Consider the following 26,788-nt stretch of genomic DNA (forward strand, 5'->3'; position numbering starts at 1 on the left):
ATTAAATTCACACATAAAAAATTATAGACAGCATGATAAAGAATTACTTTTTACTGGCAAGTTTATTTCTTATTTGTCTTGGCAGTTTTTCTTGTACGACGTTACAATGGCGTAAATCAGATCAGGAGATTCAGCAAAAATTTAATGATTTAGAGATTGACAGTGAGATTTCCTATTTTAAAGTAGATAGTCTTGATTTAAATATTCGCGTACATTCAGTTATAGCTAATGAGAAAAGTGTCAACTTGGTTTTCTTTCACGGTTCACCTAGTTCTTTATCTGCTTGGGAAGGATATTTGTTAGATAAGAATCTTAGGGAAGTTACAAATATGCACGCCATAGATAGACCAGGGTATGGTTATTCAAACTTTGGTAATGAAATGACTTCTATTGATACACAAGCACAACTCATGAGTGCGCTCATCAACAATAAAAAATTAACGAATGTAATTGTAGTTGGTTCTTCTTATGGCGGTCCATTAGCAGCAAGAATCGGTTTTTTAAATTCGAATGTAAAAGCAGTCGTCATGATTTCTCCTGCAATAGATCCTGCTATTGAAAAAGATATTTGGGCATCTCGTTTTACACAATGGAAATTAACACGATGGCTTGTTCCTACTGGTTATCGCGTAGCTGGTGATGAAAAAGTTGTTCATTCAAAAGAACTCGCATTAATAAAGAATGACTGGAAAAGCCTTCGCATTCCTATATTACATTTTCATGGAGATATTGATGATATTGTACCATATGAAAACATTCATTTTAGCGAAGAAAATTTTCAAAATATAGAAATTATTTCTATTCCTGAGAAAGGACATGAAATTGCTTGGAAAAATACAGAACTTATCATTCCGCACTTACTAAAACTCATTCATCAAATACAAAAAGAAGAATAAGTTGATCTGTTTGTTAGTAAAACTTTTACTAACAAACAGACCATAAAACTTGAAGTATGTTATTATTTTTCAAAGAATAAACTTCCAATCTCTAATTCTCCTGCGGTGTCAGCTAATCGAACGATAGAAACTTCTTTTTTCTCGTTTTCAGTTCCGTAATTTGTGTATAGTGTTACTTTTAAGATAGTTGGCCCTGATATTTTTTGAACGCTGTTTGCATAATGATTCACATACACTTTGTATTCTCCCTCGATGGCATTTTTCAGCATAAATTCTTCTGGTCCGTATCCTTGTGTTACATCATTAGACATGTGTCCGCCAATCTTCGTTTTTTTATGACCATAGTATGCTTTTTCTCCATTCGGATCAAATACCCACAAATCAATATCTGTATCATTATGATTCCAATCAATAACAATTCGCACATTCGCGGGCATTGCTACAAAGTGATTTTTCATTTCTGTACTTATACTGAGTTTATTCCCATACATGGAAACCAATCGAGTTAATTCTATAAAAGCGATTTTTTCAATTCCTCTAAATCTTTGTCCTTGATCTTTTTCAAGTAATTGTCCATCATATAACTTATACAGTAAATCATAACTTTTTTGAAACTCGCCTACATGCTCATACGCTAATGCTAAATCACGATATGATTGCGGTTCTTCTGGCCGTAATTCTAACACTTTTTCATATGCTAATACTGCCATATTATAACGTTTAAAATATTCTAACTTGTATGCCATTGCTTTTAACAATTCATAGTTATTCAATTCAACTTCCATTAAATTTGTAATCACGGTTGTTGCAATATCAAATGCTTTTTTATCGTGGAAAAAATCAGCCACATCTAAATAAAAAGTTGGCATATTAGCATACGATTCTCTAATTTCTAAATACTTTTCATACGCCAATGCAATCGTAGTTTCCTTTTCTAATTCTTTTATATACGGTTGATTTGCATCCCAAGATTTCATCGTTATTTTGTCAGCTATCCTTTCTTCAAATGCTTCAATTTCTTCTTTATTTTCTGTAAAACCGTTTTTAGTAGTAACTATAATTACACCATTTACGCCTCTGCTTCCATACAATGCTGTCGCTTCCGCATTTTTCAATATAGATAATTCTTGAATATCATTCGCAGTAAGATTTACACGTGCGTTTTGAGACACAATTTTTCCATCAATCACAAATAATGGTTCAATATTTCCATAGATCGTAGTTCTTCCTCTAAGGACTACTCTATCGCTTCCTGTCGGTTTCCCTGAACCATTTGAGATTCGTAGACCAGCTGCTTGTCCTTGTAATATTTGATCTCTAGAAGCATTGGGTACTTTCTCCATAGATTCTGATCTTACCACGGAAACTGCTGATGTTACATTCGTTCGTTTTTCACTTCCATATGCAACAACGATAACTTCTTCTAGTTTAGCACCAAGTTTCAACTCCATATTTAGATTGCTATCATTTGCCGTAATTGTATGTTCTATTGGCAAATACCCTACATAACTATACGTGATGACTTCCCCCGTACGCATGCTAATGCTGTAATTACCATCAAAATCACTTGTAACACCAACAGAAGTTCCTCTGACTGTAACTATAGCGCCTGGCAATGGCAAACCTGTTTCATCTGTAATTGTTCCTGAAATACTTCGTAATGAATTTGAAGAGGTATTTACTTCATTATTTTCAACACGTGTCGTTGTAGTTGTGTTTTGTTGTGTTTCTGACAGCGTTACTTTTGGCACAGACTTTTTTACTTCTTCCATATTACGGTCAGTTCCGTACCATTTTAAAAGATCATTATACCCGTTTTGCAATTTTCTTCTTTGCGCCATGATTCGAGCTTTTTTGTTTTCTTCATCATCTTTCACCAAAGCCAAACGCTGTTTGTATTGCGGCATTAATTCTTGTGGTGGCTCTATTCGGTAACGTACATAGTCTTCGATTCGATCTAAAATCAACATTGATGTATAATCTGTGATTAAATCATATTGTTTTGCTAAAGAAATAATTTGTAGTTTGTTTGCTGCTTTAGCACTATTTAAGTCTTTCAGTTTTTGCTTTGCCCACAAACGCTTTACAACTTTTGTTCCATTAGAATTCTGAATATTTATAGGTATCTTTTTTGTGACTTTTCCTCCGTATCCAAACAATAATTCTATGGTAGTTGATGCTGTAAATTTTCCTGTAATAGCAAAATCTTGATACACATTTGTACGTTGTTTTGGATATACTTCACGAACATTTTCATCATGATTAACTCCTAAAAACTGATACGTTTCTTCTTTTAACATTTTTGTAGCTTTTGAAACATCCAAACGTGTTAGATTAATATAGCTTCCGCCAGATTTTGTAGCGATGTCAATTAAGTTTTCATGATTGGAAGACACCAACGAATTGATTGTATACACAGGTGCTTTTGTATTCGACATAAAATCTCCCAAATTCGCCAAACCATCTGAAAACAATAATATTTCATCTGTTTTTATGTTTAAATTTTTAAAGATGTCTAGTTTTGTTCCACCATCATATTGAACATTTTTTATCCCATCAATTAACGTTGAAATGTCTCCTTTTCTAATTCGAATTTCTTCTTGTTGTTGAATGGTATTATTAAATACAATGAATGTTACTTTTGTATTGCGTACATAGCCAAAATAATCCGTTAATAATTTCAACTCATTTTCTAAATTTCTGTACCGCATCGAATACGAAGCATCCCAAAGTATGGTTACTTTTCTTGGCTTTGATTTTAATCGTGAAGTTGGCGCTAATACTTTATAATATTGAAAATAGCCATTATGTGTAGAAAGACTTTCTTGGTTTTCCTTATTAGGAATTTGCACTACAATTGGCTTCATAGGCGCATGTGCTTTCTTTGAAATTGTAGCAACATACGCTTCCTCCTTTTTAGTGAAAAAGAAATCTTTATAATTCACTTTACTAACAATAGGTTGTTGTGCATTAAAAATCGAAATTTCTACTGAAAACGTGTCTAGTTTTTCTGCAATTCCTAATGGCAACTCGTAAGTTTGCATATTGTTTAATGTGCTTAATTGTTGCTCAAATTTTATAACAATATGCTTATGTTTTTTTGGTAAAATTGGATATACACGTGCTTTGTAATTGTTTCCTTCTGTTTTTTCTAACAACCCTGGATCAATTTTTTGGCGTATTGTAGTTTCATACGCAACTCTTGCTAATTCTTTTTCTACAATAACAGCATCACGCAACTTTCCGTTTACGTCCATTGCAAATCCTGAAACGACCTGTCCTTCTCCTAACGGAAACACAAGTTCTCCTTCTAAAGTTCTATCCAACCCATTGTAAAACTTCATATCGTAGGTTGTTACCGCAAGGTTTCCGACAATATCTACGCTTACTTTTAAATCTGTTAGTTTTAACTGTCCTTCATCTGACAATGTAACTTTAGGTATATTCTGCCCAAATACAGACAGACATATAATGTAAAAGAAGAAATGTATATATTTTTTCATGAGTCCCTAATTTATTAGTTCGTCACAAAACTCTTGATTAATAGAATGCCAGAAAAGGGAGAATGAGTAGACGCATCTTTTCAATGAGTCAACGATTCTTTTTATATAAGTTTTATAATTTGAAGTAATTCTTTACAGATATTTCAAAAATTGAAACCATTTGCGCTTCTTCAAATAGTTTACATCTTTTTCATTGAGATAGGCTTCTTGTTCAAAACTCAACATATGATATGCCTTATAACTATTGCGATAGATGCATAATCGTATCAACCATTCTAACACATATAAAATGTAAAAAGGAAGAATTAATAATTCCTGTTGTTGTCGCAAATGAATACGTTCATGATGAATCAAAATAGTGTTCTTTTTATCTTTCGCATGACGCAAAAAAATAAAAGGATATAAAGTAATTCCTCGAAAACCTCTCGGAACTAGATATTTTGATACAAAAACCATAACAATAGCCATTCAAAATTTAAGCCAATTTAAGTACCTTTGTAGAAATGAAGAAATTAATTCCTATTGAAGAAGGCGATTTTTACCTTTCGCCAGAAGGTTATAAGGTGTTTACAGAACAATATCACCTTAAAAGAGGCTACTGTTGCGAAAATGGTTGCCGACATTGTCCATATGGATTTAACAAAAAAAGAAAATAAATATTCATGGATCTTATCTTTATGAAATATAAAAGAGCTACTGCATATTTTCATCGTGTAGATATTCGCTATCCCTAGTAAATGCTAAAGAAATCTATTTTTTAGCAGAATAAATAACGATACAATCAAAATTTAAAATGACAGTACAAGAACATATTTTACAAGGAATACCAGATACGTTACCAAACGCAAAACAGTACGATCTAGATATTAATCACGCACCAAAGCGAAAAGAAATATTATCTCCAGAAGAGAAAAAATTAGCATTACGAAATGCATTGCGTTATTTCGATAAGAAACATCACGAAGTTTTATTGCCAGAATTCAAAAGCGAGTTGGAAACCTATGGAAGAATCTATATGTATCGTTTTCGTCCAGATTATAAAATGTATGCACGTCCAATAGACGAATATCCAGGAAAAACGAATCAGGCAAAAGCAATTATGTTGATGATTCAAAACAACTTAGATTATGCCGTTGCACAACATCCACATGAATTAATTACCTATGGTGGAAATGGTGGCGTTTTCCAAAACTGGGCGCAATATCTATTAGTCATGAAATATTTGGCCGAAATGAACGAAGAGCAAACATTAGTGATGTATTCAGGTCATCCACTTGGTTTATTTCCTTCTCACAAAGATGCACCAAGAGTTGTTGTTACTAATGGAATGATGATTCCTAATTATTCGCAACCTGATGATTGGGAAAAGTTTAATGCACTTGGCGTAACGCAATATGGACAAATGACCGCAGGAAGTTACATGTACATTGGTCCACAAGGAATTGTGCATGGAACTACAATTACCGTATTAAATGGTGGACGAAAAATTTCTAAAAATGGTGAAGGTTTAGCCGGAAAGTTATTTGTAACAGCTGGATTAGGCGGTATGAGCGGTGCACAACCAAAAGCAGGAAACATTGCAGGTTGTATTACAGTTTGTGCGGAAGTAAATCCGAAAGCTACAGAAACACGTCATTCACAAGGTTGGGTTGATGAAGTTGTGTATGATTTGGACAAGTTAGTTTCCAGAGTCAATTCTGCGAAAGCAAACAAAGAAATCGTTTCCATTGCCTATCAAGGAAATATTGTAGATGTCTGGGAAAAGTTTGACGAAGCCAATGTATATATTGATTTAGGAAGTGATCAAACATCTTTACACAATCCTTGGGCTGGTGGTTATTATCCAACTGGAATCTCTTATGAAGAATCTAATGAGATGATGGCAAACAATCCTGAATTGTTCAAAGAAAAAATACAAGAAACTTTACGCAGACATGCTGCTGCTGTAAATAAACATACAGAAAAAGGAACCTACTTTTTTGATTATGGAAATGCATTCTTATTAGAAGCTTCCCGAGCTGGCGCTGATATTATGGCGGAAAACAGTATTGATTTTAAATATCCAAGTTATGTACAAGACATTATGGGACCTATGTGTTTCGATTATGGTTTTGGACCATTCCGTTGGGTTTGTGCTTCTGGGAAACCTGAAGATTTAGCAAAAACAGATCAAATTGCTTGTGAAGTTCTTGAGGAAATTATGAAAGTTTCTCCTAAGGAAATTCAACAGCAAATGGCGGATAACATTCAATGGATTAAAGGTGCGCAAGAAAACAAATTGGTTGTTGGTTCGCAAGCACGAATATTATATGCGGATTCTGAAGGGCGTATGAAAATTGCTCAAGCATTCAATGAAGCAATAGAACGCGGCGATATTGGTCCTGTAATTTTAGGACGTGATCATCACGATGTTTCTGGAACAGATTCTCCATACAGAGAAACTTCTAATATCTATGATGGTTCAAAATTTACAGCAGATATGGCTATTCACAACGTCATTGGTGATAGTTTTAGAGGTGCAACTTGGGTTTCCATTCACAACGGTGGTGGCGTAGGTTGGGGCGAAGTAATCAATGGTGGATTCGGCATGGTTCTTGATGGTAGTAAGGAAGCATCAAGACGTTTACATTCGATGTTATTTTGGGATGTAAACAATGGAATTGCAAGACGAAGTTGGGCACGAAATGAAGAAGCAATTTTTGCGATAAAACGCGCAATGGAAGTAGAACCAAATTTAAAAGTAACACTTCCAAATATAGTTGATGATGCATTGTTAAATTAGGCTAAGATTAAGAAAATACATTAACCCAAAAAAAAGCAGTGATATGAAAACAATTAAATTACTTTTTCCGGTAGTCGCGTTACTACTTGTTACCTCTTGCGTCTCAATCAGAGTTGCTTCTGATTACGATCAACAAGCGGATTTTAATTCATATAAAACATTTGCGTTTTATAAAACTGGAATTGATCAAGTTGAGATTTCAGATTTAGATAAGAAAAGAATTCTTCGTTCTATAGAAAAGGAGATGCTCGCAAAAGGTTTTGTGAAATCTAATAACCCAGATCTTTTGGTAAACATTATGACCAAATCAAATAAACGCGTTAACGTTAGCAACAATGCTTGGGGTTGGCGTGGTGGCTGGGGCTGGGGATTTAATCCTTGGTTTTGGGGCGGTGGTCCAACGAATAGTGTAAGCACACGTATAGAAGGTGTTTTATATATTGACTTGATAGATACCAAACAAAAAGAGTTGGTTTGGCAAGGAAAAGGTACAGGAAACTTACTAAGAAGTAGTATTGAGAAAAAAGAAGCACGTATTCAAGAATTTGTTGCTGAAATTTTCAAAGAATATCCGCCAATGGCAGAAGCACGATAAACAAGATTCACTTATAAATAAAAAACCTCGAAAGTTAGCTTTCGAGGTTTTTTTATGCGGAAATTCCTTTTAACATTAATTTGATTTCATATAGTCAGGTTCTTCATTATCTTTGCATGTTGTTGTTATGATAAAGAAAACTTTTATATTACTTATCTTTTTTACTATAATCTCTGTAAATGCGCAAAACATTTCTGTAGATAGTCAAACGTATACACCGCAGCAACTTATAGAAGACATTTTAATAGATAGTAACTGTATTTCTAATGTGCAAGTTACCAATACTGTTGGCGGCGATTTTGCAGGAAGCGACCAAAGTTTTGGTTTTTTTGATGCCACAGGAACAACATTTCCTTTTCAAAATGGTATTGTGCTAAGTACTGGAAGACTTGCCAATGTTCCAGGACCAAATGATAGTTTAAGTGATGATGATGCTACAAACTGGAATGGCGATTTAGATTTAGAAATAGCTTTACAAGAAACAAATACTACTAACGCAACCATTATAGAATTCGATTTTACGACGCTGGCAAATCAAATAAGTTTTCGTTACATTTTTGCTTCCGAAGAATACCAAGAAGGCAATCCAAATACGTGTAATTTTTCAGATTTGTTTGGTTTTTTAATAAAACCTGCAAGTGCTCCTATTTCAGATTATACAAATATTGCATTAGTGCCTGGCACACAAACACCAGTAAAAGTAACAACTGTACATCCAGAAATTCCAAATGGTTGCGATGCAGAAAACGAAACCTATTTTGATACGTTTAATGGTTCTGTTGCACCCATAAACTTTAATGGTCAAACCACTATTTTAACAGCTACAGCTAACACTGTTCCTAATATTACATATCATGTTAAGTTAGTAATTGCAGACGAACAAAATTTTCGTTTTGATTCTGCTGTATTTCTTGAAGCTGGCAGTTTTCAATTAAATACAGATTTGGGTATAGATAGACTTTTTTCAACAAATAACCCTATTTGTGGCTCAGAGACTATTACTTTAAATGCTGCGCAAACTGGAACATCAACCTATAAATGGTTTAAAGATAATATAGAGCTAACTACCCAAACTTCAAACGTACTTGATGTTACTACAACTGGAACTTATAATGTAGAAGTGACCTTAGATAATGGCTGTATTTCTTATGGAGAAGTGACCTTAGAATATGCACCAATACCCAACATAACGAATACAACACTTTTTGAATGCGACAGCAATCAGGACGGATTAACAACTTATAACTTGTTTGATGCATCAAATGTGATAACAAATAGTGATTCAGATTTAGGTGTTATAGATTTCTACACCTCTTTCACAGATGCCGAAATGGAAATTAATCCCATTTTAAATCCTACTAACTTTAACAATACAAGTGTATTACAAACGATTTATGCTTTAGTGCTTAACCAAGTATCTGGCTGTAAAGCTATAGCGGAAGTAATTTTAGACATTTCTACAAACACCTTAACACTACAAGATGTAGCGGTTTGCGATGATGACATAGTAGATGGTTTTTCTACTTTTAATTTGAATGACGTTATAACCGAAATTCAACCACAAATTCCAACAAATTCAACAGTAACATTTTATCTTACAAGTATTGATGCTTTTGCTGAAACGAATAGCATAAACGGAAACTTTAGCAATACAGTTCAAGATTCACAAACCATATTTGTGAAAATAACTACAGATACGAATCAATGTTATGCTATTTCAGAGTTAACACTTACTGTTTTATTCACACCGCAATTATTGGAAGACGAATCGTTTTTGTATTGCTTAAATAGCTTTCCGGAAACTATTACGCTAGTTGGTGGTATTACAAACGGTATTCCTAACAACCACTTTTACCAATGGTTCTATAATGGTACTGACACAGGAATTACAACTCCTTTTTTTGAAGCCAACCAAATTGGAACCTACACTGTAATTGTTACTGCTCCCAACGGATGCTCTAATTCTAGAGATTTAATATTAGTACCATCTAACGAGCCAACAATAGACAATTTAGAATTCACAGAGCTAACAACCAATAATACAGCAACTATTAGCGTTTCTGGTGAAGGTGATTATGAATTTGCTATTGATAGTGAATTCGGTTTTTATCAAGATGAAAACACCTTTTCAAACATCGAACCAGGTTTTCATACCATTTATGTTCGCGATAAAAATGAGTGTGGTAACACTTCTATTGAATTTTCCGTATTAGGTTTTCCTCAATATTTTACGCCCAATGGAGACAGTATAAATGATATTTGGAAACCTATTGGAGTGTCAATAGACTTTAATTTTAATTTAGAACTTTTTATTTTTAATCGCTTTGGTAAACTATTAAGCGCAACAACCTCCCTAAAAGGTTGGAACGGACAATTAAATGGTTCTAACTTACCAAGTAATGATTATTGGTATATTATGAACCATCCAAATGGCAAGCAATATAAAGGACATTTTAGTTTGGTGAGATAGTGCAACTCTAAAAACAATAAGTTCCAATGTGTAAAAACCTAGAAAGTGATTTTCAAGTTTTTTTGTACTTCTATTATGAACTCTGTACACCACATTTTCATATCTTTATCTTTTAAAATTTCATTCAAAAATGATCAAAAAAGTATTCTTCACACTCGCTATTTTCTTTGTATTCACAAACGCATCATTCGCGCAAAGCGAGTTTTACATAAAACTTGATAAAAAGAATCGTGTGCGAGAAGCTGGCACATTTGTTAATGACAAAAAAGAAGGGATTTTTGTTTCTTTTAGACGTAACGGAAAATACAAAATAAAATACTACACCAACGGAAAAAAGCAAAAACTAGCTAAAATTGCTATTGAAAAGCGACATGATATTCAAAAGGAAGAAGATAGTTTTGGAATGCTAAAAGACGGAAAAAAGGAAGGCGTTTGGTTTTCGTTTAATAGTAATGATCTAATTTCTAGCATTCAATATTACAAAACTGGAATTTTAGAAGGCAACTATTATCGCTTTCACGCAGATGGAGAAGTACTTGGTTTGGATATATATGCGAATGGAAAAAAGAATGGCATTTGCAAGGAGTTTCATAGTGGTCGTGCCTTACATTATAGTACGGAATATAAAAATGGTAAGATTGTAGATGGAGAAAATGTATACTATCATCCAAATGGAAACATAAAGTTTTTAGATTATTATAAAAATGGACACAAGTTTGGAAAAAGTACTACGTATTACGAATCGGGAGCAATAGAGGTTGAAGGTGAATATCGTGATAAAGGCCTAGCTGAAGGACCTTGGAAAGAATATTACGAAAGCGGAAAATTGAAAGAAGAATATTATTATAAACACGGACTTTTTCATGGTGAATACACCATTTACGATGAAGAAGGAAATATTACTGCACAGTATGTTTATAAGAATGACAAGCTGATTAAGACAATAGTTGAATAGACATTTTTATATTAGAAAAAGCTCGCAATAAAATCACGACACGTATTACTTTTGCATAAATTTATCAAATGCATTAATGGCATGTGCACGTAAATACGCTTCTTCTCCAATCGTATTTCCTTCATTAGAATCGTAGTCCATCACAATTTTCCACATAGTACTCTTTTTGATCAACACCACATGAAACTGTCCGTAATAAGCTTTTATTTCACCTGTTTTTTCAGTTCGAACCAATTTATACACTCCTCGTTCACTTGCCATAGAATCATTATAAACTCTTTCAAAAAACCGTAATGATATTGTATTTGAAATACCTTCCTTTTGTGCTCTTTCAAAGCTTTTTTTGTAATTATCCATACAGGTATCATAATCCGCAATTCGTTTTCCTCCCGAAACACGAACTAATTCCTTAGCATGGATTTCCTGTAATAACTTGTAATCTAGCGATTCGAAAGCTTGATAAAATTTCTCCCAAGTCTGATTGACAGCTTTTAGATTATCTAGTGATTGCCCGCTACTTTGACTTGTAAATAAAATGACGCATAATGGAATACAGATCAGTTTGCCTAATTTTTTCATAATCATCACAATTTTAAAAACACTTTATGGTATGTATTTATCTATTAAAGGTACTCTTTTTTTAATACTTCATCAACTCTTCAATTTTTGCTTTTACTTTTTCTGTAGATGGAATCATGGTTTGCTCCAAAGTACTATTTAGTGCAATTGCTGGCATAGCATCCCTATAAATTAATCGCATAAAAAAGCCACCAATTTGGCGGCTTTTAGGTATGTTATTTAAAAAGGTTAATTATTGCTTAACAATCTTGATTGTATCTGTAATACCATCAACAGTTACTTCTACAAAGTACGTTCCTGTTGTTAGTTTAGAAGTATCAATATCTTTCGTTAATGCATTGGGAGACGTCGTTAGTACTTGCGCTCCTAAAATATTGTAAATCGTTACATTTTCAATTTGCTTTCCTGCTAGTAATGTTAACTTATTATCAACTGGATTTGGAAAGTAAGTGAATGCACGTCCGTTTCCAAAAGAAATTGTAGATAGTGTATTACAGTTTACGATAGCTTCCCATCCATCTAGTTGTACATCTCCGTCAGAAGTAAATACAAATGTTAAACATCCTGAAGCATCGGTAGAAGTAATCGTTTGTCCTAGTAAGTTACCTGTACCTTCAGCAGCATCATTATCATAACACCAAATGGTTCCACCTCCTGGAGGATCAACCGTTGTTGCTGTTGCATCTGCACCATCATGTATCGTTAATCCATCAAAACAATCAGTTGTTCCATCATTCTCTGTTGAGAATGCCGTGAATTCAACTTCTACGATATCTCCAGCCATGCCTGGACATATTGTATAGGTAATGTTTTCACTAAATCCATAATCTCCATTTATACCTCCTGAATCTAAGAATATTCCGTTGGTACAATCTGGTGGGACCGCTACATATTGTGATGAAAATCTAAATGGTCCAGCCCACATTGATGTTCCATCTACGCCACAATCTGCCTGTACAAAAAATCGGTATGCGTTGTCAGCAACTAAACCAGTTTGATTGTATGGAATTGTTGTAACACCAGAAGCAGTTGGTGTTCCTGTAAAAGTTCCTCCTGCGGTAACATCTACTAATTCGATATTCCATGAAGTAGCCGTTCCGTTTTCTGTCCAGTTAAAATCAGCTGTTGTTTCCATGATATTCGCTGCTGATAAAGTCGATGGTATAGGACATGTTTCTAATGTTGTGAACGCAAATGGTCCAACCCAACCAGAAAGTCCTCCTGCTACACAGTCAGACTGTACATAGAATTCATAGTTATTATTTTCTGCTAATCCTGTAGCCATATATGGATTTGCAACTCCAGAAGCCGTAGCTGTTCCTGTTACAGTTCCTCCGCCAGTTACATCAACTAGTTCAACATTCCATAAGGTAGCCGAACCTGATTCAGTCCATCCTAAATCAGCACTATCATCTGTGATGTTTGTTGCTGCTAAAGTTGATGGATCTGGACATGATGGTAATTCTTCTAATGAAACATCATCAATAGCGATATCATCATAGAAACTTCCTGAATCTGCAATAGAGAAACGTACTTGTGCATCTCCAGTGAATGTTAATCCACTAAGGTCTACTACTTTTTGTTCCCATCCACCTGCGATAGTGTTTGTATTATAGGTTCCAACTACATTCCATGCAGCTCCATCCCAAACACTAGCTGTTAAGGTAGCATTAGGACGACCTAGTCCTTCATTATTACTAATTTCATAAAAAATAAGTGCTGGTGTCGTTAAACCTGATACATCTACAAATGGTGATGTTAATTCAGCATTTGCTGCATCTGGTACAGAATCATCTACTACTGCGTAGAAATTACCTGAAGGCGTGCTTCCTGAAAGTACACCACCGTTACCAACATGGTTAGGTCCTGTAGTATTGAATTCCCACTCATCATCTCCTCCAAGTGTCCAACAAGCTGGCACTGCTCCTCCATTTTCGAAGTCTTCCAAATATGGTGCAGTAAATGCATTACATAATGTTGTAAATGCAAATGGTCCAGTCCATGTAGACGTTCCATTTACAGTACAATCGGCTCTTACATAGAATTCATAATTATTATTATCTGTCAAGCCAGAAGCACCATAAGGATTTGCAACTCCAGAAGCTGTAGGTGTTCCTGTTGCAGCGCCTCCACCAGTGATGTCTACGATTTCAACATCCCAAAGTGTTTCTGCTCCTCCAGCAGTCCATCCAAGGTCTGCAGTAGTTTGTAAAATATTTGTAACATTTAATGCCGTTGGTTGTGGACAGGCAGGTAACGTTGTAAATGCAAAAGGTCCAACCCATGTAGAAGTACTTACTGCACATTGAGCTTGTACATAAAATTCATAATTATTAGAAGGCGTTAATCCAGTTTGATTAAATGGATTTGCAACCCCTGAAGTTGTAGCTACTCCTGTTGCAACTCCTGCAGCAGTAATATCTACTAACTCAACATTCCATAATGAAGCACTTCCTGCTTCTGTCCATCCTAAATCTGCAGAAAAGCCGTCAATGTTAGTTGCAGTTAATGCAGTTGGATCTGGACATGCTGGTGGCGCAGCTGATGTAATTGTTGGTGAAGTTACACACCAACCCCATTGCCATCCACCATTATCGTCATACGTAATACGATATTGGAAGCCAGATAATTGTGTTGCAGTATATGCTGCAATATTAATTATAGGTGTTGTGTATGCTACTGTTCCAGCACATGTTTGAAAATCTGTATTTATAGAGTTATTTCCAAACGTTTGTACTGCAGACCAAGTCATTGCATCCGCATCATATATTTCTATATTTAATACATCTCCTAGTTGTCTATATACAAAATCACCACTAATGGTAATCCATACTTCTCCAGCAGTACTTGCAGCCGTCAAATCGATTACTGGTGATGTCGCTTGAAGATCATCTGCAGAACCGTTACCGGCTGCATCATCGTCAAAACCAAATGTAGCGTCTATGCTAGGATCTCCGAGTAATCCTCCAGCTGTATAGGTACCAGATAAAGTCCAGTTAGCATTAGGCCAACTTGCCGCTTGGTTTAATGTTTGTGAGATACCTATATAGGTACCTAACAAGAACATTACCATAAAAAGTTTAAGAGTAATTTTTTTCATCAATAGTTTGATTAGTTGTTAGTTAAAATCGCAGGGGAAAGTACGTCCTTTATTCAGTTATACACGAATATTAGTTCATTATAACTGTTGATTACGTATATAAACCTACATCTCCTTTTTTCTTTCTTACAAATGTGTAATCTTTACTTAGGAAGTCTGTTTTTTTGTGGTGATTTGTACTACTCTGGTTTAGACGCGGCTTCGCCTGTTGGTATATTGGATGTCATTCCTGCGAAGGCAGGAATCTACCATAAAAAAAAACCAGCGAAGTAAACTCCGCTGGTTTTAATTAAATTTACATAAAAAGGCATCTCGACACTATAAATTCTTAAAGATTATGTGAAACTGAATCAAGTTCAGTTTGACGAAAATTAGAATTAAATTTAATATCGCATCAACTCCTCAATCTTTGCTTTTACTTTTTCTGTAGATGGAATCATAGTTTGCTCCAAGGTACTATTTAGTGGAATTGCTGGCATGTTTTCTGAACCAATAATCATTACTGGTGCATCTAAATATTTGAAACATTTTTCCTGAATCATTCCGCACAAAGCTCTTGCAAACGAATTGTTTACAGGTTCTTCAGTAACTACTAAACATTTCCCTGTTTTCTTTACAGATGCAATAATTGCTTCTTCATCCAAAGGAAATAACGTTCGTAAATCAATGATTTCAATGTTTTCACGTTGTCCTTCCGAAGCGTTCATTGCCCAATGTGTTCCCATTCCGTATGTAATAACCGTCATGGTTTCTTTTTCGTCTTGCTTCCAGATTTCTTGCAATACATTTGCTTTTCCAAATGGTAACATATAATCTTCTGATGGTTCAACTGAAGTTGCGCCTTTTGTTCCAGGCACTTTAGACCAATACAATCCTTTGTGCTCTAAGATTACTACAGGATTTGGATCATGATATGCAGCTTTCATCAAGCCTTTTAAATCGGCTCCATTACTTGGATACGCAATTTTTATTCCTCTAATATTTGTTAAGACAGATTCTACTGAAGATGAATGATAAGGTCCACCACTTCCATAGGCACCAATTGGTACACGAAGAATCATAGAAACTGGCCATTTTCCGTTTGATAAATAACACGAACGACTTACTTCTGTAAATAATTGATTGAGTCCTGGCCAAATATAATCAGCAAACTGAACTTCTACAATCGGTTTTAATCCAACTGCGCTCATTCCTACTGTAGAACCTACAATAAACGCTTCTTGAATTGGCGTATTAAATACACGATCATCTCCAAATTTTTGCGCTAAGGTTGCCGCTTCACGGAAAACTCCTCCTAAACGTCCACCAACATCTTGTCCGTATAATAAACATTCTTTGTGTTCGCGCATCAATTCTTCAACTGCGAACAAAGCACAGTCAACCATCACTACTTTTTCTTCACGTTCAGGGCTTCTGTCTCCTACTTCTGTCGTTACAGGCGTTGGCGCAAAATCATGTGTAAATAAATCGCTAGGTGTTGGATCTTCTGCTTTTAAAGCTTCCTCAAAATCTGCTTTTACTTGTGCAATTGCGTCTGCTTCTATTTTATCTACAGCTTCAGCTGAAAAACCATTGTCTAGTAATTGTTGTTTGATTACTGGATATGGATCGCGTGAGCGTGCTTCTTCCAAATCATCACGATACCATTCCATTCGCACACCAGATGTATGGTGATTTAATAACGGAACTTTTGCATGTACTAAGATTGGACGACGTTCTTCACGAATGGTTTTGATTACCTTTTCAAGTGTTTCATAACTTTCAGTAAAGTTTGCTCCATCAATGGAAACAGCATCTAATCCTATAAACCCTTCTGAATATTCTGCTGCGTTTTGCGCTCTGGTTTCTGCGGCATTCGCCGAAATATCCCAACCATTATCTTGTACTAAGTATAGAATTGGCAATTGCTTTAACGCTGCCATTTGAAATGCTTCTGCAATTTCTCCTTCCGTCACCGAAGCATCACCTAACGAACAAACCGTAATTGGATTTAAATCGCGTGTTTCATCAAATGGAGAGTCTTTTGCTGCTTGATCAGCAATTCCTTGCATTTCTTTGTATTTCATTCCCATCGCAACTCCAGTTGCTGGAATGGTTTGCATTCCTGTAGCTGATGATTGATGTGGAATTTTTGGCTTATCAGCTTCTTTTAAACTTGGATGCGAATAATAGGTTCGCCCACCAGAAAAAGGATCATCTTTTTTAGCTAGTAATTGCAACATTAAATCATACGGACGCATTCCGATAGAAAGTAACATTGCATCATCTCTATAATACGGAAATGCATAGTCTTGTGGAACTAATTGCATTCCTAACGCACACTGAATTGCTTCGTGTCCGCGAGACGTTGCATGTACATATTTGGAAACTTGCTTGAAATTGTCTTCGTATAATGTTGCCATTGCTTTGGCTGTACATAGCAATGAAAATCCTTTTTGTAGTGTTTCTTTATTCATTGTTTTTATAGTAGTGAGATTTTAGTAGTGAGTATTGAGATACCTTCTTTGCTAATTTCTCATTTCTTTTTTACTTTTTGTTTCTGAGTACTTCTCAATACTAACATCTAAATACTCAATACTATGAGTTTCTTTGAGTTTCCCATTTTCATGAGAACTTTAGCGTTAGCGATTGAGGCGGCATCCTTTTTTCGTCAGTTCGAGTGAATTTGTTTTAAGTAGCGAAAGCGAAATGAAACAAATTTGTATCGAGAATAGAAAAAAGATATAGTCGAAAGCGCGACCTTTAGGTAACGCCCAAATATTTTATTCTGAAACAGCAACCATCCAATTGTGTTTGTCCTCTAGTTTTCCTGAACGAACTCCGTTGATGGTATCCATTACTAATTGTCCAACCGGACTTTCGTCAGATACGTGAATTTCCTCCTCTTTGTGTCCGATAGCTTGAATCATGGCAATACCAACCGCCGTTCCTGTTCCGAACGCTTCTTCTAAAGTTCCGTTTTTTGAAGCTTCTTTGATTTCGTTTAATTTAATTGGACGCTGTTCAATTTCATATCCGTTATCTTCTAAGATTGCAATGACACTTTTACGCGTAATTCCGTCTAGAATGGCTCCATCTAAACTTGGTGTAATAAATTTTCCGTCAATTTTGAAGAAGATATTCATGGTTCCAACTTCCTGTATGTATTCGAATTCGTGTGCATCTAACCATAATACTTGATCGAATCCTTTTGATTTTGCAATTTCTGTTGGACGAATAGCTGCTGCATAGTTTCCTGCTGCTTTTGCTTCTCCTGTTCCACCTTCAGCTGCACGAATATATTTTGTTTCTGCGTATAGTTTGATGCGCTTTGTGAAGAATGGACCTGCTGGTGAAGCTATAATGATAAAATGATAGCTTGTTGCTGCGCGCATTCCGATAAATGGTTCCGTTGCATACATAAATGGACGCAAGTACAAAGCACTTCCTTCTTGTGGTGGAATCCAACCACGTTCCATATCAACAACTTTTTTTAATCCTTCTACAAATAAATCTTCTGGAAATTCTGGCATTCCCATACGACGCGCACTAAAGTTTAATCGTTTTGCATTTTCTTCTGGACGAAATAGTAACGGTTCTCCTTCTCCACTTACCGTCGCTTTCATTCCTTCAAAAATAGCTTGTCCGTAATGCAAAGCCATTGCTGCAGGATGCGTTGGAATCATTCCTAATGGTTGAATTTTTGGTGTTTGCCAAGCGCCATCTTCATACGAACATATAAACATGTGATCTGTGAATGTTCTTCCTAATGGAATGTTGTCAAAATCGAGTTTTGAAACGTTTGATTCTGCTGCTTTTGTGACTTCTATCGTATATGTTTGTACCATTGTTTGTTTAGTATTGAGGGATTAGTAGTTAGTATTGAGATTCATCTCAACTGCGCTCGATGTGACAAGTTTGAAATAAACTTTTCAACTTCTAAACACTTTTATATTTTTCTATTTGGATCGAATGCTTCTAGGTAATCTCCAACTTTTCGCAAGAATGATCCACCAAGATATCCATCGACAACTCTGTGATCAAATGATAAGGATAGATACATCATACTACGAATAGCGATTTCGTCTCCTTTTTCAGTTGTAATTACTTCTGGGCGTTTTTTGATGATTCCTAATGCTAGAATTGCAACTTCTGGCTGATTGATGATTGGTGTTCCCATAAGACTTCCAAATGTTCCAACATTGGATATTGTGAATGTACTTCCTTGAATTTCCTCTGGTTTGAGTTTGTTTTCGCGAGAAGCGTTTGCTAAGTGATTTACCTCAGCAGCCAATCCTTTTAAGTTTTTTTCGTCAGCATTTCTTACCACAGGAACAATTAAGTTTCCACTTGGTAAAGCTGTTGCCATTCCGATATTGATGTCTTTACGTTCTATGATTTTCTTTCCATCTTCTGAAACCGAAGCATTGATTCCTGGGAAATCAACAACTGCTTTTGCTACTGCTTCTACAAATAATGGTGTAAAAGTTAAGCGCTGATTGTATTTTTCTTGGAACGGAATTTTATGTGCATTTCGCCAATTTACCATATTGGTAACATCTATTTCGATATATGCAGTTACGTGTGGTGAAGTGTGCTTAGAATACACCATATGATCAGCGATCATTTTTCGCATACGATCCATTTCTACCACATTATCATGTCCTTCTACATATTTTATTGGTGGTGGATTGTAACTACTTTTTGCTACTTTCGGTTGCACTTGTGGGCGACTTGCCAATGGATATTGCCTATTTTTTAAATAGTTGAACACATCGCTTTTGCGAATACGACCTTCTGCTCCTGTTCCGGGAATGCTTTGCACTTCCTCGATGGTCATGTTTTCCTTTTTGGCAATACTGACAATTAAAGGAGAGAGAAATGCATCAGGATTTCGTACGAATTCTGAATTCTGAGTTATTGTCCCTGAATTATTTGAAGGTGCAGTACTCACTTTTTTAGGTGCTTCTGACTTTGTTTCTTCTTTTGAAGTTTCCGCTATTACTTCACCACCTTCAGAAGCTTCAATTAGTGCAATTATTTCACCAACTGGAACAACATCATTTGGCATAAAAAGTAATTCAGTAATAACACCTGTACATGGCGATGGTACTTCAGAATCAACTTTGTCCGTTGCTACTTCTAAAATGGTTTCTTCAATTTCAATGGTATCTCCAACATCTTTCATCCAACTTATGATTGTGGCTTCCGAGATACTTTCTCCCATTTTGGGCATTTTCAACGGTATGATAGGCATGAGTGTGTGTGTTTTCTTTTGGGCTATTTTTTAAGTGTATGTATTTATAACACATTTTCAGAAAAAATAAGAACAAAAGTAATATTTTTTGAAATTATAAAAATGAATACACTACTTATGATTCTCATTTGTAGTGTTTTTTTCTGTATTTTTACCACTTAAATGTATTTTTTTCTTTTATAGTTCTTCTATAAAGGCGTATACGAAAATTTTATCTTTATGAGTTTAAGATTAGATCAAATAGATTTTAAGATTTTGAAATTACTTCAAGAGAATAGTAATCGTACCACTAAAAGTATGGCAGAAGAACTTCAAATGTCTACTACACCTGTTTTTGAACGTATTAAAAAGCTTGAAAAAGAAGGATATATTGACCAATATGTAGCGTTATTGAATGCAAAGAGACTAGGTTTAAAGCAGACCGTTTTTATCGGAATTACACTTCAAGGGCATACGCGTAGTTATTTGGAAAAATTTGTAAAACAGATTAATGATTTTCCAGAAGTTGTTGAATGTCATCGTGTAACCGGGAATTTTGATTACTTGTTAAAGCTTATTGTAGAAGATGTAGAAGCATATGAAAAGTTTATTATTACAAAACTTACGTTACTTCCGTATCTGGGAAGTGTACAAAGTTATATTGCACTATCAAAAGGAAAGCAAACGCACGAATTGAATTTGAGCGATTTGTAGTCTTATTTAATTTTTTCCTATATTTGTATCATTGAAATTTAGTAACCAATGTGTTACACACTTGTTTTTCAACTTTAAGGAAGAATATTGGAAAGATAAGTGAGATTTCTACGGAAAACCTCCGTATACCTTAAAATCAATAAAAATTGGTTTTGGTGTACGGAGGTTTTTTTGTTTCTAATTATTAATACTTTAATATAAATTGTATGAAAAAAATAGGCGTTTTTTTAATAATCATAATAGTCATCTTAGTGGCTATTGTATTCTTCTTTCCGCAAGTTTTATATAGTAGTGCTTTTGGACAACGAATATTAATGAAAATGGAAGGCGAACAAGTTGCTGAATTTTATTATAAAGAAAATCAAGTTGGAAAAGATACTATTTATATGAAAGGAATTATCTATTCTAATACTTTAGATGACATACAAGAAGCATTCGAAGCTAATCCAAAAATTACAACCTTGGTTATGGAAGAGGTTCCTGGTTCTATAGATGATGTTGTTAATCTTGTAGCTTCACAAGAAATCAGAAAGCATAATATCAACACGTATATTCCTGAAAACGGAATGGTCGCTTCTGGTGGAACCGATATGTTTTTGGCGGGAAAAAAGCGAGCAGTGCATCCTACAGCAAAGTTAGGTGTTCATTCTTGGTCTGGAGGTGATCAAGTTGCTTTAGATTTCCCAAGAGATCACGATGAACATAAAAAGTATTTAAACTATTATACCGAAATGAATATTCCGTTAGATTTCTATTGGTATACACTTGAAGCTGCGCCTGCTCATGATATTCATTGGATGACTACAGAGGAAATTGAAAAGTACAGTATTGTAACTACAAATCCATATTCAAAACTTCTAGACATTCAAAAAACACTTGCATCTGATGCTTTTAAAGGGCGCGGAACAGGAAATAATAAAGAAGCTCAAGATTTAATTACAAGTTATTTTAATACAATTGGACTTCATCAACTAACTGATAGCTATAGTATTCCTTTTACTTTTACAGATGAAAAGACTAAAAAAGAAAGAGAAGGTATCAATATTGTAGGCTACGTAAAAGGGAAAACGTATCCGAATAAATATATCGTAATTGGCGCGCATTATGATCATCTCGGTATTGTAAATGATACTATTTATAACGGCGCAGACGATAATGCTTCAGGAACTTCAGCTTTGTTGTTTTTGGCAAATCACTTTTCAAAAAACCAACCTGAACATTCTATTGTTTTTGCTGCTTTTGATGCAGAAGAGTTGGGCTTACACGGTTCTATAGCCTTTGTAAACAAACCTTATATTCCGTTAGCAAATATTAAACTGAATATCAATTTTGATATGATCAGCAGAAATCCAAAGAATGAAATTTATGTAGTAGGTACTTTTCCATATCCACAATTTAAAACGACTATTGCTGCAGTTGCTAAAAATAGTCCGTTAACTGTTTCTTACGGACACGATAATCCTGATGATAAAACAAAAGATTATTGGATGTATTCTTCCGATAATGGTCCTTTTTTCCAAAAAGGAATTCCTAATATTACATTTAGTGAAGAAGATCATCCTGGCTATCATAAAGCTACAGATGACTACGAAGTAACAAATCCTAACTTCTATATCAATGTAGTAAAACTTATTAAAGCTTCTACTGAAGCAATAGATCAAAAATTTCCAAACTCAAAATCATGATTTCTAAAAAAGAGATAGAACAGAGATACGAAGTCATTAAGAATGACATAGACAAAACTCCTTTGGTTTTTTCTCCTGAATTAAGTAAAATTTCTGGAGCCAATGTGTATTTAAAAATGGAGAACTTACAACGCACCGGATCTTTTAAAATACGCGGTGTTTTAAGTAAGGTCAGTACTATTGACGCAAAAGAGTTTAAGAAACCATTTGTTGCTGCATCTACAGGAAATCATGCAGCCGCTTTTGGGCATGCAGCCAAAAAACATGGTTTTAAAGGTATTTTATTTCTCCCAGAACAAACAAGTGAAGCTAAAGTAAAACCGCTAGATAATTATCCTATAGAGAAGTTTTTTTATGGTAAAAATAGCATGGAGACAGAAAAAAAAGCTACTGCTCATGCTAAAGAAATTGGAGGTGTATTGATTCACCCTTATAATGATTTAGAAATTATAAAAGGTCAAGGAACTATTGGACTTGAAATACAGGAACAACTTCCTGAAGTTGATACTATTTTAACTCCTATTGGCGGCGGCGGACTGATTTCGGGAATTGCTTCGTATTATGCAGATAATGATGCTGTGAATGTTGTAGGTTGCCAACCAGTTAATGCTGCGGAGATGTATGATTCTGTTCAAAAAGGAAGCATTGTTCCTCCAAGTACTTTAGACACTATCGCAGATGCTGCTGCGGGTGGAATAGAAACTGATTCGGTTACTTTTGACATATGTAAAAACTTAGTTTCTAACTTTGAACTTATTGAAGAAGAAGACACAAAAAAAGCATTGGCATTCATTGTAAAATATCATCAAACCATTATAGAACCTGCTTGTGCACTTACAGTAGCTCCATTATTAACTACTAAAAAGTATACAGGCAAAAATGTAGTTCTAGTACTTACTGGAAAGAAAATAAACATCGATTTACTAACGGAAATTTTACAGAGTTATGGCAACTATTATTCATAAAAAAGAAATACAAAGCATTTTACAAAACATTGATGTCATTGCCGCAATGGAAGAAGGTTTTACAGCCTATAGTAACGGAGATACTGTTGTTCCTCCTGTTGGTGAATTGATTTTTGAAAAACCAAAAGGCGAAGCACATATTAAATATGGTTACATTAAGAATGACGATTATTATGTCATCAAAGTAGCTTCAGGTTTTTATGATAATCCTAAGTTAGGAATTCCGTCTAGTCAAGGATTGATGTTATTGTTTAGTCAGAAAACTGGGCAGCCAGTTGCTATTTTGCTTGACGAAGGTTTTTTGACTGATATTCGCACGGCTGCTGCTGGCGCTTTAGCTGCCAAATATTTTGCACCAAAACAGATTTCAGCTATTGGTATTATTGGCACAGGAATTCAAGCAAAATTGCAATTGCAATATCTTCAAAAGTATACACCTTGTAAAACCGTTTGGGTTTGGGGAAGAACTCCTGAAAATGCAGCTAAATTTAAATCGGATTTAGGAACTGATTTCGATATCCACATCGCAAATACTCCTACAGAAGTTGCTTCACATTCCAACTTAATTGTGACGACAACTCCTTCAGAGAAACCTTTGCTCTATGCTGAAGATGTTTCACCTGGCACACATATTACAGCAGTTGGTTCTGACACTTCAGACAAACAAGAGCTTTCTAGTGATTTACTCGCTAAAGCTGAAATTATCATCGCTGATAGCATTCCGCAAAGTAAAAGTAGAGGAGAAATTTATCGCGCTACAAAAGATGGAAAATTAGATTCTAATAAAGTTATAGAACTTGGAAAAGCTATTCAAAATTCTTCGTTACAACGAGCAAATGAACAACAAATCAGCATCGTAGATTTAACTGGCGTTGCCGTACAAGATATGATGATTGCAAAAGCTGTTTATACAAATACATTAACCTAAGAATCATGTTGAAATATATTAGTAATAAAGGCGGAGGAAAAGCTGTTGACTTTGAAACAGCCATTTTAGATGGTTTCGCAGTTGATGGAGGATTATATGTGCCCGAAACAATTCCTAACATCACACTTGAACAATTATCTAAGTGGAAAGGTTTATCATATACAGACTTGGCTTTTGAGATTCTTTCCTTATATATTGATCGATCAATTATTACCGCAAACGAATTAAAAGAGATTTTACGCGTAGCTTATGCTGATTTTGAAAAAGATGAAATTATTCCGCTACACAAACTAAAATCTAGAGAAGAAACGTATATCATGGAATTATTTCATGGTCCGACAATTTCATTTAAAGATGTTGGATTAGCTTTTCTAGTGAATTTAGTCAATTTCTTTTTAGAACGAAAAGGAAAATATATGTCTTTTGTAGTTGCTACAACTGGCGATACAGGACCTGCAACTGCTTATTTTGCTGCTGGAAAATCAAATTTAGATGCTTGGGTTTTATATCCTAAAGGTATGATTACCGAAGAACAAGAACGTCAGATGACATGTTTGCCACATCGCAATATTTATCCAGTTGGCGTATTTAATTGTCCAAATGGAGGAGATGATTTAGATGATGTAATTGCCAAAATGTATGGAGACACTGCTTTTAAAGAAAAATTGAACCTTTCCAGTGTAAACTCTATCAACTGGGGAAGAGTGATGATGCAAACGGTACATTATTTTTATGGGTATTTACAAGTAGTCGATACAATAGGAGAAAAAATTAATGTTTCAGTTCCTTCTGGCGGATTTGGAAACTTGAGCGCAGGTTCATTGGCAAGAAAAATGGGACTTCCTGTAAAACATTTTATAGTAGCCAATAACACAAACGCTACTTTGCATCGAATTTTCTCTAAAGGAGTTTTTTCAAAAGAAGCAATTTTTGAAACACCTTCATCCGCTATTGATATTTTAATACCATTCAATTTTTGGAGACATTTATATTTTAGTCTCGGAAAAGATGTAAAAAAGATAAAGTTTTGGATGGATGAGTTTGCCCAAAACGGAAAAGTAGTTTTTGATCAAGAAACGTTTGAAACCTACCGAAAAGGCTTTTTATCAAATAGTGCTACAGACGAAGAAACCTTGCAGCTAATTTATGAAATATACAACGCCGAAGGTTACTTACTAGATCCGCATGGAGCAGTTTCGTTACAGGCTGCCGATATTTTTAAAGAAGTTGCTGGCAATGAAAAACTCATTTGTTTAGCAACTGCACATCCAGCAAAATTTCCAAAAATTATAAAAAAGGCAATTCGAACAGAAATACTTCCAAAAGAGGCAACACATCCAAGTATTGAGAAAGCAAAAAAGCAATGTGAAAAAGTATATTTATGCGACCATTCATATGCAAAAGAAGCTTTATTTCAGCTAATGGAATCTAATTGGGAACTTAAAAAGAATTAATGATGACACGCACACATTTAAACCAAACTGATTTAGAAAACATTCTAAATACTAATTACAAGTTAGGGAGTATTTCGGATTATAAAGTGCTTAGCGGCGGTTCTGAAAACACCAATTATTGGGTACAAACTAAAAATAGAGAAATACTTCTAACTGTTAGTGAACAAAAATCATTGAAGCAAGCTACAGAACTCGCTTTATTGCTAGAATATTTAGCTAAAAATAGTTTTGACACATCTAAGATTATCAGAACAACTAAAGGAGAATTGGCAACAATAGCTAATGAAAAACCTATTATAGTAAAAGAATTTATTCAAGGAAATATTATTGAATACTTACCTGATAATATACTAGAGTATGTAGGTGAAGAATTAAGCAAGTTACATCAAATAAAGGCGCCTGATTCTTTGTCAAGAAAATTGAATTATGGTATTGAACATTTTGACATTGTTAAATTATACGCTCCCGAATCAGATTTTTATAAATGGTTGAAAAGTATGGCGCAGCTCATAAAAAAATCATTAAAAACAGAACTCCCTTTTGCGCTAAATCATAGTGATATCTTTTACGATAATATCATTGTTTCCAAAGATAAAGAAAAGGCAACCATCATGGATTTTGAAGAAGCCTGTAATTATTATCGAGTGTATGATATTGGCATGATGATTATTGGTACGTGTACTGAAGGTGAAAAAATAAATCTCACAAGAGCATCTTATATACTGAAAGGATACCAAAAACAAATTCAATTATTACAAATAGAAAAAGAAGCGTTGCAACTATTTACAGCGTATGCTGCTACAAACACGGCTTTTTGGCGACATAAAAATTTCAATTATGTCAGTCCAGAACCAACTAAGAAAGACCATTATTTGCAAATGAAAAACCTTGCTGATAATGTGATGCAAATTTCTAAAGAAGAATTTAAAGCACTAACAAACTAAAAA

The 26,788-nt window shown here is 34.7% G+C and carries 19 protein-coding genes; 12 read left to right on the forward strand and 7 right to left on the reverse strand.

Translation table 11 applies throughout. The annotated features are described in order from the left end of the window. Positions 1-32: 32 nt before the first annotated feature. The gene (locus ACUUYC_RS02925; protein WP_474263663.1) at positions 33-896 is read left to right on the forward strand and encodes an alpha/beta fold hydrolase; all 864 of its coding nucleotides are present in this window, start codon (positions 33-35) and stop codon (positions 894-896) included. A gap of 62 nt (positions 897-958) precedes the next feature. Here ACUUYC_RS02925 and ACUUYC_RS02930 read toward each other — a convergent pair whose 3' ends face one another. Together ACUUYC_RS02930 and ACUUYC_RS02935 are read right to left on the reverse strand one after the other, a co-directional pair. Further along, positions 959-4,399 (reverse strand): VIT domain-containing protein, encoded by a 3,441-nt coding sequence (locus ACUUYC_RS02930; RefSeq protein WP_474263665.1) that lies wholly within the window; start codon positions 4,397-4,399, stop codon positions 959-961. 132 nt (positions 4,400-4,531) lie between these two features. Beyond that, positions 4,532-4,867, reverse strand: a complete 336-nt coding sequence (locus tag ACUUYC_RS02935; RefSeq protein WP_474263667.1) for a hypothetical protein — start codon at positions 4,865-4,867, stop codon at positions 4,532-4,534. 35 nt (positions 4,868-4,902) lie between these two features. Between ACUUYC_RS02935 and ACUUYC_RS02940 the strand changes: the two genes are divergently transcribed. From ACUUYC_RS02940 to ACUUYC_RS02960, 5 genes are all read left to right on the forward strand, one after another. Beyond that, entirely contained in the window at positions 4,903-5,055 is a 153-nt protein-coding gene (locus ACUUYC_RS02940; RefSeq protein WP_474263669.1) for a DUF5522 domain-containing protein, read from the forward strand. A 137-nt stretch (positions 5,056-5,192) separates the two neighbouring features. After that, complete coding sequence (locus tag ACUUYC_RS02945) at positions 5,193-7,181, forward strand: urocanate hydratase (protein ID WP_474263671.1); 1,989 nt, start codon at positions 5,193-5,195, stop codon at positions 7,179-7,181. A 43-nt stretch (positions 7,182-7,224) separates the two neighbouring features. After that, complete coding sequence (locus tag ACUUYC_RS02950; protein ID WP_474263673.1) at positions 7,225-7,776, forward strand: DUF4136 domain-containing protein; 552 nt, start codon at positions 7,225-7,227, stop codon at positions 7,774-7,776. A gap of 127 nt (positions 7,777-7,903) precedes the next feature. After that, positions 7,904-10,246, forward strand: a complete 2,343-nt coding sequence (locus tag ACUUYC_RS02955) for a choice-of-anchor L domain-containing protein (RefSeq protein WP_474263675.1) — start codon at positions 7,904-7,906, stop codon at positions 10,244-10,246. Between the two features lie 130 nt (positions 10,247-10,376). Next, positions 10,377-11,201 carry a toxin-antitoxin system YwqK family antitoxin gene (locus ACUUYC_RS02960; RefSeq protein WP_474263677.1) on the forward strand — a complete coding sequence of 275 codons (825 nt, stop codon included), beginning with the start codon at positions 10,377-10,379 and terminating at the stop codon, positions 11,199-11,201. A gap of 45 nt (positions 11,202-11,246) precedes the next feature. Here the strand turns inward: ACUUYC_RS02960 and ACUUYC_RS02965 are convergent, their stop codons facing one another. From ACUUYC_RS02965 to ACUUYC_RS02985, 5 genes are all read right to left on the reverse strand, one after another. Continuing rightward, positions 11,247-11,780 (reverse strand): hypothetical protein, encoded by a 534-nt coding sequence (locus ACUUYC_RS02965; RefSeq protein WP_474263680.1) that lies wholly within the window; start codon positions 11,778-11,780, stop codon positions 11,247-11,249. A gap of 232 nt (positions 11,781-12,012) precedes the next feature. Further along, positions 12,013-14,880 (reverse strand): T9SS type A sorting domain-containing protein, encoded by a 2,868-nt coding sequence (locus tag ACUUYC_RS02970; protein ID WP_474263682.1) that lies wholly within the window; start codon positions 14,878-14,880, stop codon positions 12,013-12,015. A 383-nt stretch (positions 14,881-15,263) separates the two neighbouring features. Further along, positions 15,264-17,336, reverse strand: coding sequence for an alpha-ketoacid dehydrogenase subunit alpha/beta (locus tag ACUUYC_RS02975; protein WP_474263684.1), 2,073 nt, complete (start codon positions 17,334-17,336; stop codon positions 15,264-15,266). A 306-nt stretch (positions 17,337-17,642) separates the two neighbouring features. Then, on the reverse strand, positions 17,643-18,707 hold the full coding sequence (locus ACUUYC_RS02980) for a branched-chain amino acid aminotransferase (protein WP_474263686.1): 1,065 nt from the start codon (positions 18,705-18,707) through the stop codon (positions 17,643-17,645). Positions 18,708-18,808: 101 nt separating this feature from the next. Next, positions 18,809-20,116 (reverse strand): dihydrolipoamide acetyltransferase family protein, encoded by a 1,308-nt coding sequence (locus ACUUYC_RS02985; RefSeq protein ID WP_474263688.1) that lies wholly within the window; start codon positions 20,114-20,116, stop codon positions 18,809-18,811. A 219-nt stretch (positions 20,117-20,335) separates the two neighbouring features. Here ACUUYC_RS02985 and ACUUYC_RS02990 point away from each other — a divergent pair, with 219 nt between their 5' ends. From ACUUYC_RS02990 to ACUUYC_RS03015, 6 genes are all read left to right on the forward strand, one after another. Next, positions 20,336-20,809, forward strand: coding sequence for an Lrp/AsnC family transcriptional regulator (locus ACUUYC_RS02990; RefSeq protein ID WP_474263690.1), 474 nt, complete (start codon positions 20,336-20,338; stop codon positions 20,807-20,809). 206 nt (positions 20,810-21,015) lie between these two features. Continuing rightward, positions 21,016-22,494, forward strand: coding sequence for a M28 family peptidase (locus ACUUYC_RS02995; RefSeq protein ID WP_474263692.1), 1,479 nt, complete (start codon positions 21,016-21,018; stop codon positions 22,492-22,494). After that, on the forward strand, positions 22,491-23,459 hold the full coding sequence (locus ACUUYC_RS03000) for a pyridoxal-phosphate dependent enzyme (RefSeq protein WP_474263694.1): 969 nt from the start codon (positions 22,491-22,493) through the stop codon (positions 23,457-23,459). The genes ACUUYC_RS02995 and ACUUYC_RS03000 overlap by 4 nt, the downstream gene beginning before the upstream one ends. Next, positions 23,440-24,387 carry a Rossmann-fold NAD(P)-binding domain-containing protein gene (locus tag ACUUYC_RS03005; protein ID WP_474263696.1) on the forward strand — a complete coding sequence of 316 codons (948 nt, stop codon included), beginning with the start codon at positions 23,440-23,442 and terminating at the stop codon, positions 24,385-24,387. Before ACUUYC_RS03000 ends, ACUUYC_RS03005 begins: the two co-directional genes overlap by 20 nt. 5 nt (positions 24,388-24,392) lie before the next feature. After that, on the forward strand, positions 24,393-25,841 hold the full coding sequence (thrC, locus tag ACUUYC_RS03010; RefSeq protein WP_474263698.1) for a threonine synthase: 1,449 nt from the start codon (positions 24,393-24,395) through the stop codon (positions 25,839-25,841). Further along, positions 25,841-26,785 carry a phosphotransferase gene (locus tag ACUUYC_RS03015; RefSeq protein ID WP_474263700.1) on the forward strand — a complete coding sequence of 315 codons (945 nt, stop codon included), beginning with the start codon at positions 25,841-25,843 and terminating at the stop codon, positions 26,783-26,785. The genes thrC and ACUUYC_RS03015 overlap by 1 nt, the downstream gene beginning before the upstream one ends. The last annotated feature ends 3 nt before the right edge of the window (positions 26,786-26,788 follow it).

The organism is Kordia sp. E, assembly GCF_056033805.1.